The sequence below is a fragment of the Streptomyces uncialis genome (assembly GCF_001905345.1).
Taxonomy (GTDB): domain Bacteria; phylum Actinomycetota; class Actinomycetes; order Streptomycetales; family Streptomycetaceae; genus Streptomyces; species Streptomyces uncialis.
The window spans coordinates 18,747-34,654 of record NZ_LFBV01000007.1 but is presented as its reverse complement, the minus strand read 5'-3'; the positions used below and the strand labels follow the sequence as shown (position 1 = coordinate 34,654).

At 72.0% G+C, this 15,908-nt stretch carries 2 protein-coding genes (1 of these 2 only partly in view); both read right to left on the bottom strand.

What is annotated here, in order from left to right; all coding sequences use genetic code 11:
* Window positions 1-1,827, bottom strand: partial view of a non-ribosomal peptide synthetase gene (locus AB852_RS24905; RefSeq protein ID WP_073792440.1) — the beginning only. Its footprint begins 16,011 nt before the window's first position; only the first 1,827 of its 17,838 coding nucleotides appear in the window; the start codon lies at window positions 1,825-1,827; the stop codon falls past the left edge of the window.
* Window positions 1,827-15,908, bottom strand: coding sequence for a non-ribosomal peptide synthetase (locus AB852_RS24900; RefSeq protein ID WP_073792439.1), 14,082 nt, complete (start codon window positions 15,906-15,908; stop codon window positions 1,827-1,829). Before AB852_RS24900 ends, AB852_RS24905 begins: the two co-directional genes overlap by 1 nt.

Below are 15,908 nucleotides of genomic sequence, written 5' to 3'. Positions count from 1 at the left end.
GCTGACCACGACGCCCTTGGGCAGGCCGGTGGAACCCGAGGTGTGGATGACGTAGGCCGGGCTGTCCGGCCACAGGGTCCTCGGCGGGGCGGAACCGGTCCCCGCCCGGGATGCGCGGACCTCGGACGGGTCGTCGAGGACGACCGCGGGTTCCGCGTCGGCCAGCATGAACGCGATGCGCTCCGCCGGGTAGCCGGGATCGATCGGCAGATAGGCGGCCCCTGTTTTGTGCACCGCGTACAGCGCCACCACCAGTTCGGCCGAGCGGGGCAGGGCCACGGCCACCGTGCGCTCCGGGCCGGCGCCCCGTCGGAGGAGGTGTCCGGCGAGCCGGTCGGCCCAGGCGTCGAGTTCGGCGTAGGTGAGCGCGGTGTCCTCGGCCACGACCGCGACGGCGTGCGGAGTGCGGGCTGCCTGGGCCTCGATCAGGCTGGGCAGATCGGTCGCCGCGAGGTCCGTGGCCGAGCCGCGGGCGTGTGTCAGTGCCAGCGCTGTTTCCGCCCGGAACGGCGTGTCGGTGCGGGCGACGGCCACGCCCGGCCGGGTGGCCAGTTCGCCCAGCAGGTCGACCAGTCCGTCGGCGATCGCCCGCGCCCGCTCGGTGTCGAAGACGTCGGTTCGGTGCATCACCCTCAGCTCCAGCGCGCTGCCACGCAAGGAGGCGCCGAGGCTCAGCGGGTAGTGCATGGCGTCTTCGGCGCTCTCGACCGACACCCGTACGCCGTCGAGCACGGACTGCACACCGTCCCGGTCGACCGGGTAGTTCTCGAACACCACGGCCGTGTCGAACAGTTCGGTGGCACCTGCCGGCCGGTGCAGCTCGGACAGGCCCAGGTACTGGTGGTCGGCGAGCGCCGACTGCTCGCGCTGGACCCGTGCGGCGAGTTCTCCCAGCGATTCGGCCGGGTCCAGCCTGACGCGCACCGGCACCGTGTTGATCAGCAGTCCGACCATGGTCTCGATCCCGGGCAGCACCGGGGGCCTGCCGGAGACCACGCTGCCGAAGACAAGGTCTACCCGGCCGGTCAGCCGGGCCAGCAGCAGGGCCCAGGCTGTGTGCACCGCAGTGCTCACCGTGACCCGCAGGCCCTTTGCGGTCTCCCGCAGCGCGTCGGTGACCTGGGGGGGCAGCTGCACCGTGACGTGCTCGTGGCGCGACGACCGGGCAGCGGCCCGGCCGATGCCTGGCGCCGCGACGAGGGTCCCCCCGTCAAGCCCTGACAGCACTTCGCCCCACACCTGCCGGGCGGCGTCACGGTCGCGTTCGGACAGCCACCGCAGGTACTCGCGGTACGGCGTGACCGCGGGCAGGTGGCTGTCGTCGCCGTCGGCGGCGTACACGGAGAACAGGTCGCGCAGCATCAGCGGGCCGGACCAGCCGTCGAGCAGGATGTGATGGTTGGTCACCACGAAGCGGTGTGCGTCCGGTGCCAGCCGGACCAGGGCGAACCGGATCAGCGGCGGCCGGGCCAGGTCGAATCCGGCCTCCCGGTCCTCCTGCAGCAGCCGAGCCAGTTCTGTCTCCCGCTCCGGCAGTGGCAGTGCGCTCAGGTCGTGCTGCTGCCATGCCACCTCCACGCGGCGCGGGACGACCTGGATGGGCGCGCCTTCGCGCTGGCTGAGAAAGGCGGCCCGCAGGTTCTGGTGCCGTGTCAAGATCCGCTCGGCGGCATGCCGCAGCCCGTCGGCACGGATCGGCCCGTCGAGAGCCAGGACGAGCTGCACCACATAGGGATCGGCCTGCCCGTCGCCCAGCTGGGCGTGGAAGAGAATGCCCTCCTGCAGGGGCGACAGCGGAAGTACGTCGACGACTCCGGAGCGGTCCATCAGAAACTCCACTTCTCTTCGAGCAGGTCCAGTTCCTCCTGGTTGAGCGAGACCAGGGGGACGTCGGAAGGAGTGCGGCCGGCCTTGCCTCCCGCGCAGGCGCGGGCGCACAGCGCTGCCAGCGTCTCGTTCCAGAGGCCGGCGAAGTCAGCCGCCTGCTGTTCGCCGAGAAGGGCGCGCGCCCAACTCCAGGTGACCGCGAACTCCGGGCCCCGGAGCAGGTCCGTGCAGACAACCGTCAGTTCGAGGGTGTGCGGCACCGGCATCCGCGGATCGGCGGCCGGCACGGGCACGGGGTCGGCGGTCGGAAGCCAGTCCGCCTCGTCGGAGACCTCGAACCGGCCGAGGTAGTTGAATCCGATCTCGGCCCGGCGACGGGTCAGGGCCTCACCGGTGCCGTCCGGCGTCAGATAGCGCAACAGGCCGTATCCGGCTCCGCCGTCGGGGCACCCGCGCAGCTGTTCCTTCACCCGGCGCGCGGCGCGCTCCACCGCATGGCCGCCGGTACGCAGGTCCTGCGGCGGCACCGTGCCGGGGTCGAGCCGGACGGGATGCATCCGGGTGAACCAGCCGACCGTGCGGGACAGGTCCATTCCCTCCATTCCCCCGGACAGGTCCCGGCCGTGGGCCTCGACGTCGACGAGCACGCCCTGGCCGGGGAGCCGCCCTCGGCGACGCCACTCGCCGGCCGCGAGCGCCAGGGCGGACAGCAGGACCTCGTCCACCCGGAGGTTCAGGGCGGCGCTCACCTCGCCGAGGATCGCCGACGTCAGTTCCGTGGGCACGGTGGTACGCAGTCGGCCGAGGTCGGCGAAGGTGTCCCGATCGGGCACCGGACCGTCCTCGCCGAACAGCCCGGGTCCCGCGGCGGAAGTACGGCGCCACCACGGCAGTTCCTCCAGCCGCTGTGGGTCCTGTGCGGCGGCGGAAAGTCGCCTGGCCCAGCCGCGGAAGGAGGACGTCACCGGCGCTGGTGCCGCCGCACGGCCCGCCTCTGCGGCCCGGTAGGCAGCCGCCAGGTCCGGCAGCAGGATTCGCCAGGAGACCCCGTCGACGACGAGGTGGTGGATGACCAGCAGCAGTCGTCCGGGCCGGGCCGGGCCGGCGTCGAACCAGACGGCCTGCAGCATCACGCCGTTCCACGGATCGAGGCGTGCGCAGGCCGCCGCGCCCTCGGCGGCCCGTACGGATTCGTCCGCGGTGGTTGCGTCCGCCCGCCGCAGCAGCGGCGCGGCACGGCAGGCACCGGGCTCAGGGACCTCCAGGGTCCAGTCCGAGTGCAGCCTCGCGCGGAGCATGTCGTGCCTGTCGAGCAGCGTCTGAAGGGCTTCCTCCAGCCGGGCGCGGTTCACCGACGCTGGAACACGCACGGTCATGGACTGGTTGAACGCCTCCACGGGGCCGCCGAGTTCACGCAGCCAGTGCATGATCGGCGTGGGCGGCAGGACACCGCTCGCCGACTCGTCGGATACGTCCCGGTGCTCGGCGACCGGCCGGGCCACGCGGGCCAGGTCGGCGACCGTCTGGTGGGTGAACACGTCCCGGACGCCGAGCAGCAGACCGGCGGTCCGCATCCGGCTGACGAGCTGGATGAACAGGATGCTGTCCCCGCCAAGATCGAACAGGTTGTCGTCGATGCCCACCTGTTCCAGTCGGAGGAGTTCGGCGACCGCCTCGCACAGCACCGTCTCGGTTCGGTTGCGGGGCGGTCGGACGGCAGCTGGGCCCGGGTCCTGGGCGGGTGCCGGGAGGGCCCGGCGGTCGACCTTGCCGTTGCGTGTCAGGGGCAGTTCGGCGAGTTCCACGAATGCGGCGGGCACCATGGGCGTGGGCAGGAGCGCCGCCAGCCGGCTACGGAGCGCCTCGGCCGACGGTGCCGGTCCGCCCGGTTCCGGGACAACGTAGCCGACCAGGACAGGGACGCCCAACCGGTCCTGCCGGACCACGACCGCCGCGCGTGCGATGTCCGGGCACGCGGCCAGCGCCGCCTCGATCTCGCCGGGTTCGACCCGGTGGCCACGGATCTTCATCTGCTGGTCGGTCCGTGCGAGGAACTCCAGTTCGCCATCCGGCCGGAAGCGGACCCGGTCCCCGGTGCGGTACATCCGCTCCCCCGGCGCGCCGAAGGGGTCGGCCACGAAACGCTCCGCCGATCCGCCGGGCTGGGCCAGGTACCCGCGAGCGAGTCCGGGACCGGCGACATAGAGCTCGCCGGGCACACCGAGGGGGACCGGTCGGAGCCGGTCGTCCAGCACATGGCAGCGGACGTTGTCCATCGGCCGGCCGATCGGCACACGGCCGGCCGGGCCGTCCGCGTCCACGGTGTGCTGTACCACCGCGAAGGTCGTCTCGGTCGGCCCGTAGCTGTTTGTCAGCCGTGTGCCGGGAGCTGCCTCGCGCACACGCGCGGTCGCCTGCGGCGACATGCTCTCGCCGCCGGTCCACACCTCCTGCAGGCCTCGCAGGCAGCTGGGGTCCGCGGTGGCGAGCGCCTCGAACACCGCGGCGGACAAGGCGACTCCGGTGATGCCGTGCTCGGCCACGGCGCGCGCCAGCAGATGCGGCTCGGGGTGCCGCCGCCAGGGTGCGACGACCGAGCATCCGCCGGTGAGCAGCGGTACCCACAGCTCGAAGGTGGCGGGGTCGAAGGCGGGGGAGGTGTGCATCAGCACGCGCTCGGCGGCACCGTGGGACCACCACCGGTCGGCCGCCAGGGCGACCACGGAAGCATCGCTGATCCCGACGCCCTTCGGCGTGCCCGTTGAACCCGACGTATGCATGACGTAGGCGAGCTGCGCGGGGCGACGGGCCCTGCGTCGTCTCGGTGCGCCCGCCCGGCTGTGCGCGTCGGCGAACACCACCGGTACCCAGGAGTCCCGGACGGTGTCGTGGTCACGAAGCCGGGTGTGCGTCAGCAGAAGGACCGCGTCGGCCTGCCGGGCCAGGGCACCTACCCGGACCGGCGCGTCCTCCGGCTCGAACGGAACGTACGTGCCACCGGCCTTGAGGACCGCCAGGGCCGAGACGACCAGATCTCGCGAGCGTTCCAGCAGAACGGCCACGTTTGTCTCGGCGGTGACGCCGAGTTCGGCGAGCCGGTCGGCCAACAGCTCGGCCTTCCGGTCGAGCTGACGATACGTCAGGGCGTCGGCGCCGTCGGTCACGGCGACCGCGTCCGGGGTGCGGGCCTGCTGCGCGGCGAAGGCGTCCGTGATGCTTAGGCCGGCCACACCGTTCCGGACGCCGCTGCCGTGCCGGGACAGCAGGTCCCGGTCCTGCGGACCGAGCAGGTCGTGATCCGCGATGGCCCGACCCGGCTCGGCGACCACCGCGCGCAGCAACCGGTCGAGCATGGCCGCCAGCCGCTCGACGGTCGAGCGGTCGAACAAGTCTGCGGAATACTGCACAGCACCCCGGCATCCCTCGTCGGCGTCGTCGGTGAACCCGAACGCCAGGTCCACCTTGGCGGCGGTGATGTCGGGAACGGTCCGACTGACGGTGAGGTCCCCGAGCCCGGCCATCGCTTCCGGTGCGTTCTGCAGTGTGACCATCACCTGGAACAGCGGGTGGCGCGACAGCGACCGTGCCGGATTGACCTCGTCCACGACCTGCTCGAACGGCACGTCCTGATGGGTGAACGCGGCGAGGTCCGACTCACGCGTGCGCTCCACCAGCTCGGCGAAGGAGGGGTTTCCGGCGGTGGACACCCGCAGCACCACGGTGTTGACGAAGAACCCGACCAGGCCGTCCAGGGCCTCGTCCCCACGACCCGCGACGGGCGTGCCGACCGGCACGTCGTCCCCGGCGGCGAGCCTCGACAGCAGGGCGGTGACCGCTGCGTGCAGCACCATGAAGACGCTCGCGCCGCAGCTGCGCGCCAGCGACCTGATCTGCCCCCACCGCGAGGCGTCCACAGTGAAGGGCACCACTCCGCCGGTGAGGCCCGGTACCGCGGGGCGCGGGCGGTCCACCGGCAGGGGCAGGTCGTGGGGAAGTCCGGCGAGCGCGGACCTCCAGAACGCGACACCCTGGTTCCGCGCACTGTCCGTGTCCGGATCGTCGAGCATGTCCCGCTGCCACATCGCGTAGTCCGCGTAGTCCACCGCGAGCGGCTGCCACTGCGGAGCCCGCCCGGCGTACCGGGCCCGGTACGCCTCGTCCAGGTCGCGCAGCAGCGGACCGATGGACATGCCGTCCACGGCGACGTGGTGGAGAAGCAGCAGCAGGCGGTGGCGGTCCGGCGCGGTGCTCAGCAGCCATACCCGCAGTGGCGGTTCGGCGGCCAGATCGAACGCGTACCGCTGGGCGTCCTCGGTCTTCCGGGCCACCTCCTCCGGGGTGACCTCCAGCGTCACGATGCCGGGCAGGGCCTCGGGGCCGGACAGGACCTCCTGCCACGGTTCCCCGTCGTCGCCGGGCAGCACGGTGCGCAGCGGCTCGTGCCGCTGGACCACGTCCGCCAGAGCAGCCTCCAGCGCCGTCGGAGCCAGGGTCCCTTCCAGGTCCAGCAACAGGGGTACGTTGTAGCTCCAGTCCTCGGGGTTCATCCGGTTGAGGAACCACAGGCGGCGCTGCGCCGACGACAACGGCACCCGCTGCGGGCGCGGACCCCGGCGCAGCGCCGGCCGTGCGTCGCGGGCTCCGGTGAGCAGGGCGGCGAGCGAGCGCACCGTCGGATGCTCGAACACCGCCCGCGCGGGCACCTCGCGGCCGAACACCGTACGAATCCGGTTCACCAGCCGCAGCAGCGACAGCGAGTGCCCGCCGAGGTCGAAGAAGTCGTCGTCGGCACCGACCTGCTCGGCTCCCAGTACCTCGCCGAAGACACCCGCCAGAACTTCCACGACCGGGTCGCCCAGTGCACCGCCGCTGCCCCGGGCCGACGCCTCCGGCAGGGCGCGTCGGTCCACCTTGCCGCTGGTGGTGGTGGGCAGTTCCGCCAGCACGACGAACAGGGCAGGGACCAGGTGCGCGGGCAGCATCTGGGCGGCCCACGCGCGCAGGTCGCCCGGGGTCACCGCCGATGTCGCGCTCACGTAGGCCACGAGGTCCTGCTCCCGCGCGATCACGACCGCCCGGGACACCACGGGATGGCGGCCCAGGACCGCCTCGACCTCGCCGGGCTCGACCCGGAAGCCGCGGATCTTGACCTGATCGTCGGCCCGGCCGTGGAAGGTGAGCAGGCCATCCGCCGTCCACCGCACGAGGTCCCCGCTGCGGTACATGCGGCGTCCCTGTGCCCAGGGGTCGGCCACGAACCTCTCGGCGGTGGCACCCGCGGCGCCCAGGTATCCGCGCGCCAGCCCCGCGCCGGACACGTAGAGCTCACCCGTGGCCCCGACGGGAACCGGGTTGAGCCATGCGTCCAGCACGTAGACGGCTGTGTTCCACACCGGGCGCCCGATCGGCACACCGCCCGCGGGCAGACGAGTGGAGGAGGACGCCGAGAATCGCACGCAGCCGACGGTCACCTCGGTGGGACCGTACTCGTTGTGGATCGTCATCCCTGGTACGCGGGACAACCACGCCTCGGCCAGCTCCGCGGGCAGTTGCTCCCCGCCGACCACCAGATCGCATCCGGCCGCGAACTGTGGGTGCGGTTCGCCGAGCATGGCCAGATGAGTCGGGGTCATCTTCAGCAGGCTGTATCCCCGGTCGGGTGTGGGACCGGTTTCCAGGTCGCCGACATCGATCCTGCCCCCAGACACCAGCGGCGCGAACAGCGTGGTCACGGGCATGTCGAAGGTGATCGGCGAGTGCAGCAGGGTCCGGTCGCCCACGCCGGGATAGGACGTCGCCGCCCACGCCACGTAGTGAGCGAGCGCACGGTGCTCGATCACGACGCCCTTGGGCGTGCCCGTCGAGCCGGACGTGTGGATCACGTACGCCGGGTGCCCGGGGCGGGGCGGCGCGGGAACGGGCGCTGCCGTCCCGGGCGGGTCCTGGTCCACCAGCAGCGTCGGCAGCGGGAGCCGGTGGGCGAGTAGGGCGGTGGTCATCGCCACGACCGGCCTGGCACTGCCCACGACGGCCTGGAGCCGCTCTGCGGGATGGTCCACGTCGAGCGGCAGATAGCCGGCCCCTGACTTCAGGACCGCGAGCACCGCCACGATCTGCTCCGCACCGCGCGGCAGGAGGATCGCGACGAACCGCTCGGGCCCGGCGCCCCGGTGGGTGAGCATCCCGGCGAGGCGATCGGTCCGGGCGTCCAGATCACGGTAGGTCAGCACGGCGTCGGGCGCGCTGACGGCAATGGCGTCGGGTGTTTTGGCCGCCTGGGCCCGGAAGGCTTCGACGACGGTCTCGTACGGCACCGGGTGGCGGGTGTCGTTGCGGTGGCGCACGAGGTCAGTCCGCTCGCGCGCGCCCAGCAGGTCGATGTCACCGAGCCGGACACCGGGGTCGGCGACGACCGCTGTCAGCACTCGGCGCAGCGCCGTGACCAGACTCTCCACTGTGGACCGGTCGTACAGCTCCGTGGCGTACTCCACGCCGCCGGTGAGTCCGTCGTCCGCTGAGCGCAACAGGAAGGACAGGTCGAACTTCGCCCGCCCGAGCCCCGCGAACCGGCGGCGCACGGTCAGACCGCCCAGAGCAGGCTCCGTCTGCGGGGTGTCCTGCAGTGCCAGCATCACCTGGAACAGTGGGTGGTGCGACAGCGACCGCCTCGGGTTGAGCTCCTCCACCACCTGTTCGAAGGGCACATCCTGGTGAGCGAAGGCCGCGAGGTCCGCGGTACGTGTACGGTCCAGCAGGTCGGCGAACGGGGGGTTGCCCGCGGTCGACACCCTCAGGGTCACCGTGTTGCCGAAGAAGCCGACCAGGTCGTCGAGCAGTTCGTCGCCCCGTCCGGCTACCACGGTGCCGACCGGCACGTCGTCTCCGGCGCCCAGCCGTGACAGCAGGGCGGTCAACGCGGCATGCAGGACCATGAAGACGGTCGCCCCACTGGTGCGGGCAAGGTTCCGTACCCCGTCCCACACCTGTCCGTCGAGTCCGAGCGGCACGATGTCACCTGCGAAGTCCGGCGCGGCGGGGCGCGGCCGGTCCGTCGGGAGCGTCACCTCTTCAGGCAGGTCCGCCAGCGCCACATGCCAGAACCCCAGTTGGTCCTTGAGCACACCGCCGGCGTCGGAGGTGTCCCTCAGCAGCTGCCGCTGCGCCAGCGCGTGGTCCGCGTACTGCACCGGCAGCGGTTCCCAGCCCGGCTCCTGCCCGGCTGAGCGTGACCGGTAGGCCGTGTCCAGGTCCCGGAGGAAGACGTCGAGCGACCAGCCGTCGAAGGCGATGTGGTGCAGGACGAGGACGAGGACCTCGGCGCCCGGTGTGGACAGCAGCGCCGCCCGGACAGGCGGTTCGGTCGCCAGGGAGAACGGCCGGTCGACGCGGGCCTGCACCAGCTCGGACAGCTGCTCGACCGGGGTTTCTTGCAGTTCGAGTCGGAGCTCCGCGAACGGGAGCACGTGCTGGTGGGGCTCGGGGCCGTCGGCTGGATACAGCGTGCGCAGGACCTCGTGCCGCTGGACGACATCCTCCAGCGCCGCTGCCAGAGCCGCGGAGTCGAGCGGTCCCTCGATGTCGAGCACGACCGGCACGTGATACTCGGTGGAGTCCGGCCGGAGGTGGTGCAGGAACCACAGGCGTTGCTGTCCCGGGGACAGCGGCAGCACGCCAGGACGGGTCTGCCGCACCAGTGCCGGACGCGCCGGCCCGGCGCCCGGCAGCCGCCGGGCGAGGCCGGCAGGGGTCGGTGCCCGGAACAGAGTCGCGAGGGTGATTTCCACGCCGAGCTTCACACGGATCCGCGACACCAGCCGGGTGGCCAGTAGGGAATGGCCGCCGAGGTCGAAGAAGCTGGCGTCGGTGCCGACCCGGTCCACGCCGAGCACGTCGGCGAACAGCCCGCACAGGATCTCTTCCTGCGGCGTGCCCGGCGCCCGGCTCAGCGCGCCGGGCATTTCCGGCACGGGCAGCGCCTTGCGGTCGGTCTTGCCGTTCGGCGTCAGCGGGATCGCGTCCAGCGCCATCACCGCGGACGGCACCAGATGGTCCGGCAGCTGTGCGGACAGTGCCTCCCGCACCGCCCGGGTGTCCTGGCTGCCGGCGATGTACCCGACGAGTCGGGGGTGTCCGCCCAGGCCGGTCACCACGGATGCCACCGCATCCGTCACACCGGGCTGGGCGCGCATTTGCGCCTCCACCTCCCCCAGTTCGATCCGTCGTCCCCGGATCTTGACCTGCGTGTCGCGGCGGCCCAGGAACTCGAGCTGCCCATCCGGGAGGAACCGCACCCGGTCGCCGGTGCGGTAGAGACGGCCGCCGTCGGCGGTGAAGGGATCTGCCACGAAGGTGCCCGCGGTCTTGGCCGGATCGCCGAGGTATCCCCGGCCGACTCCGGTACCGGCGACGTACAGGTCGCCGACGACTCCGACGGGTACGGGCTGGAGCTCATCGCTCAGCACGTACAGCCGGGTGTTACGGATCGCACGGCCGATGGGTGCCGTGGTCCGCGTGGGCGGCTGCGCGACGATGGCGTGGGTGACGTCGTCCGAACACTCGGTCGGACCGTACGCGTTGACGACGGGGATGTCCGGGAAGCGGGCGTGCCAGCGTCGGCTCAGTTCGGCGGGCAGCTCCTCGCCGGTGACGACCAACCAGCGCAGCTTCGGCAGCGGCGGCACCCGCGTCCCGTCGTCCCACGCCTCCAAGACGGCCCGCAGCAGGGAGGGCACCACTTCCAGGACGGTGACCCCCTGACGGGCCACGGACCGGAACAGCCCCGTTGGATCGGCCGCCAGGTCCGGTCCGACCGCGAGCGTACGGCTGCCGACGAGCAGGGCGGCGACCATCTGCCACAGCGAGATGTCGAAGGTGAGCGGGGCGTTGAGGACGATCGTGTCCTCAGCGGTGAGGGTGAGGCTCTCCACCTTGGCCAGCAGGTGGTTGTTCATGCCCCGGTGGTGGACCATCGCGCCCTTGGGACGGCCGGTGGAACCGGACGTGAAGATGACGTACGCCAGCTGGTCGGGCGCCGGTGTCACGCGCGTACCGCCGATGGGTTCTTCGCCGTCCCCGGTGAGCTCCAGTACGGCCACCGTGCCGGCCGCGCCCTTCGCGACGGCGGCCGCGAGGTCTCCGTGCCGGGGGTCGGCCAGCAGCCAACGCGTTCCCGCGTCGGTCAGCAGGGCGGCGGACCGGCTCGCGGGTGCACCCGTCTCCAGGGGAAGGTACGCGGCTCCGGCCGCGAGAACGCCGAGGAACGCGGTCACCGCCCAGCGGCTCCGGTCGGCCAGCACGCCGACCACCGTGTCCGGCCCCGCGCCATGGGCCCGTAGCCGGCTTGCCACCAGCTCCATCCGCGCCACGAGTTCCCGGTAGGTCACGTCACCGTCATCGTCGGTGACGGCCACCGAGTCCGGTCGCCGGTCGGCCATGGCGCTGACTCGCGCCACCACATCGTCCAACGTGTGTGGTGCCTCGGTCCGGTTCCAGTCGTGCAGTAGTCGGTGGTGCTCGTCGTCGGCGAGGATACGGGCGTCACCGATCCGCGTGCCCGGGTCCTGCGTGACCGCCTCGATCAGACGGACGTATCGCTCCAGCAGAGCCCGAGCGGTGTCTGGGCAGAAGACATCGGCGCGGTATTCCAGGGTCGCCCTGATCCCGTCCGCATCGCCTTCAGCCGTGAAGGATTCCCGAACGTTGAAGGACAGGTCGAACTTGGCCGTCCCGGTGGGCATGCCCGTCAGCTCCAGTTCCAGGCCGGCCACGGACGGCAGCACCCGCCGGGAGCTGTCCATCGAGAGCATGACCTGGAAGAGCGGGTGCCTGGACATCGAACGCGGAGGCTTGAGCGCCTCCACCAGCCGTTCGAACGGCAGGTCCTGGTGGCTGTAGGCCGCGGCGTTCGCCCGGCGCACCCGGCCCAGCAGTTCACGGAAGGCGGGGTTGCCCGACGTGTCGGTGCGCAGCACCACCGTGTTGACGAACAGACCGACGAGGTCGGCGAGGGATGTGTGGGAGCGCCCCGCCACGGCCGCGCCGACGGCGATGTCGTCGCCGGCGCCGAGTCTGGTCAACAGCGCCGCCAGGGCGGCCTGGAGCACCATGAAGGTGCTGGCGTCGGCGGACCGCGCGAGGCCGGCGATGCGGCTGTGGAGAGCCGGGTCGAGGTCGATTTCGGTCAGCGCGGCGGGTGCGGTGCTGACGCCCGCCGGATGCGGCCGGTCGAAGGGCAGGTCGAGGTGGTCGGGGAGACCGGCCAGTGTCTTCTGCCAGAAGGCGATCTGCCGGGCGGAGACGCTGTCCGGGTCTGCCTCGTCGCCCAGCATGCGGCGTTGCCAGGCGGTGTAGTCGGCGTACTGCAGGGGCAGGGGCGTCAGGGCCGGAACCTGTCCGGCGCGACGGGCTTCGTAGGCGGCCAGGAGGTCGCGCATCAGCGGGCCCAGCGACTCGGCGTCGGCGGCGACGTGGTGCAGCAGCAGCAGAAGTACGTGCCGCCCCGGGTCAAGGGCGAACAGCACGGCCCGCAGCGGGGGCTCGGCCGACAGGTCGAAGGTGTCGGCCGCGGCCTCGGTCAGCCTTTCGCGCAGTCGCGAGTCGTCGGTGGCCACGACGGCCAGTCCAGGGTGCGCCGGGCCGCCCTCGGCGAGGATGCGCCGGACCGGTCGTCCCGCGCGGTCCTGGTAGAGGGTGCGCAGCGTCTCATGGCGGTCGACGACGTCTCCTAGTGCCGCGGCGAGGGCGCTCTGGTCGAGTTCACCGCCGAGGCTGAGGACGAGCGGGATGTTGTACGCGGTACTGGGCCCTTCGAGCTGCTGCAGGAACCACAGCCTCCGCTGCGCGAACGACAGCTCCAGGTCGCCGTCGCGGAGTGCCGGAACCGGGCCTCGGCGGACGGGATCGTCGTCGGAGCCGGCCCGACGGTCCCCCAGACGTTCGGCGAGCTCCCGCACCGTCGGCGCGAGGAAGACCGTCTCCATGCCGCAGTGGGCGCCGAGTTCGGCACGGATGCGGACCACGAGCTGCCCCGCCAGCAGGGAGTGTCCGCCCATTTCGAAGAAGCTCCGGTCGATCCCGACCGTGTCGGCATCGATATCGAGGATCTCGGCGAAGAGCGCACACAGCTGTCGTTCCCGCGGCGTCAGCGGCGGGCTGACGAACCCGTGGTCGGTGGCCGTCGTCCCACCCGTTCGGGAGGGGGCCGGTAGGGCGGCGCGGTCCACCTTGCCCTGAGGAGTGACCGGCAGGGCGCCGAGTTCGAGGATCGCGTGCGGGCGCATGTGGGCGGGAAGCGTCTCGGCCAGCCGTCCGTGGGCCGCGTCGACATCCAGGGCAGCGGTGCCCTCGGGTACGACGTAGGCGACGATCTGCGGCTCGCGTACGCCCTCGGTGCGCAGGACGGCGACCGCCTGACGGACTCCGTCCGACGCCAGCAGTACGGACTCGATCTCGCCCAGCTCGACGCGGAAACCGCGGATCTTCACCTGCTGGTCCGCGCGTCCGATGAACTCCAGCCGGCCGTCTTCCCGCCACCGTGCCAGGTCGCCGGTGCGGTACATGCGGTCGCCGTCGCCGGTGAACGGGTTCGCCACGAAGCGCTCGGCGGTCAGACCGGCCCGGCCTAGGTAGCCGCGGGCAAGGCCCGGCCCCGTCACGTACACCTCGCCGGCGACTCCGGGCTGGACCGGTTGCAGGGCGTGGTCCAGCACGTGAATGCCCGAGAGCGCGAAAGGGCTGCCGATCGGGACCGGCGAGCCGGTGCCGCCGCTCAACGGCTCGCTCGTGGTGCAGCACACCGTGGTCTCGGTGGGGCCGTAAGCGTTGATCATCTTACGGCCGGGCGACCATGTGTCCACCAGCTCGGGCGGACACACCTCGCCTGCCACGGCGAGGGTGACTCCCTCGGGTATCGCCCCGTCGGGGAGAGCCGCGAGTACCGCCGGCGGGAGGGTCACGTGGGTGATCCTCCGCTCGCTGAGCAAGCGCCCCAGCTCGGGTGGCAGCAGCTCGTCCGGATGTGGCGCGAGGATGAGGGTGCCACCGGAGAGCAATGCCATGGCCAGTTCCCAGAACGCGGCGTCGAAGCTGATCGAGGCGAACTGCAACACCCGTGACCCCGGGCCGACGCGGAAGGCCCGCTGCTGGGCCTGCGCGAGGGCCGCCACCCCCTGGTGGGTCACCGCGACGCCCTTGGGAACTCCGGTGGAACCGGAGGTGTAGATGACGTAGGCCGTGTTCCGGACGTCGGGGGCCACGGCGGGCGCGGCGCCGCTTGAGGCGCGAGCCGTCCCGGACAACTCCTCCCGGGTGGCCGGAGCGTCCAGGAGGAGGACGGGTGTGTCCTCCGTCCCGGCCTGCTCGGCCAGTCCTTCCACGGTGAGCAGGCACTGCGGCCGGGCGTCGGCAAGCATACGGACAATACGGTCTCGCGGGTACGCCGGATCGACGGGCAGGTAGGCGCCGCCGGCCCGCATCACGGCCAACACAGCCACCACGAGGTCGACGGAGCGGGGCAGCGCGACCGCGACGAGCGATTCCGGCCCGACGCCCCTGGCGAGCAGTAGCCCGGCCAGCGCGTCGGCCCGTTCGTCCAGCTCCGTGTAGCCGACGCAGGGCGCGCCCGCCAGCTCCACCGCCGGCGCGTCCCCGTGCCGTGCCGCAACTTCCCGGAAGAGGTCGGAGAAGGTGCGTGCGGGGACGGGCGGTCCGGCCGGGCGTCCCCAACCGTTCAGCGCCTCCCGGCGTTCGCGCCCCACCGTTGACAGGTCGGCGATCGTACGACCGGGGTGGTCGAGCGCCTCGGTGATCTCCCCGACGAGTTGCCCGAACGCCTCGTGATGGCCTGCGACTTCGCCGTCCGTGTAGAGCCGCGGATCAGCGTCCAGATCGATGTCCAGCCCGCCGTCGGCGCGCCGGTAGGCGCTGAAGCTCATGTCGTGAATGTGACGGACCGACATATTACGTGACGTCACCATGCGGGCGCCGCCCAGGCGGCCACCGTAGTGGAACGGGATGACGTTCACCGCCGGCCCCCACACGGAGCGTCCCATACCGCGTGCCCTCAGCTCCTGGCGCAGCCGCTCGCCGGGATAGCGCTGGTGGGCCAGCGCCGCCCTGATCTCAGCGCCGACCTGTTCGACCAGCTCGCGCACCGGAGTCTGCGGCCGTACCGAGAGCCGCAGCGGCAGCACGTTCACCAGCGGGCCGGCTGCCGTCTTCGCCGTCTCGGTGACCCGTGCGGTGACCGGCAGTCCGAGGACGACATCACCGGCTCCGGAGTGCCGGTGTACCAGCACGGCGGCAGCCGCGAACATCAGCCGGGACGTCCTTGCGCCGTGCCGTTGCCGCGCGTCCCGCAGCGCGTCCAGGGACCGCTCCGGCAGTGCCGCGCGCCGTCGTACCGGAACCGTCCAGCCCGCTGGCGGCTCCCCGGCCAGCCGACCCGGCTCCGGAAGGTCGGCGAAGCGGTCCCACCAGTAGGCCTGGTCTTCGAGGAACTGGCTGGAGCGGGCGTACTCCTCGTGATCGTCGACGAGTGACCGCACCGAGCCGATGGACGCGGCGGGCACGGCCAGGCCGTCCGTCAGGGCGTTGTACGCCTCGGCGAACCGCTGGTTGAGCAGTGCGAAGCCGACGCCGTCGATGACGATGTGGTGATAGCCCTGGTACCAGAGGTAGGTATGGTCTGCGATCCGGAAGACGGCGAAGGTGAACAACCGGTCGGCGGCCAGGTCGATCAGGCGGGCGAGGTCCTTGCGTATCCACTCGTCGACGGCGGCCCGGGGGTCGGGCTGTGACCGGAAGTCGAGCCATGCCGGTTCCCACGGCGGGAGGGCGCCGATCAGCTGGCGTGGTCCATCCGCCGTCTCGACGAATCTGGCCCGCAGGGAGTCGACGTCGTCCACCGTGCGCCGCAGCGCCTGCTCGAACAGAGCCCGGTCGAGCGGCCCTTCCACCTGGACGCATTCGGCCGCCCGGTATACCGGAGCGTCGGGGTCGGCCCGGCATGCGACCCAGATGGCGTGCTGGGTCGGCGACAGCGGCGCCGACGACGCGTCGTCCGTGTGCGAGGACTTCAACAT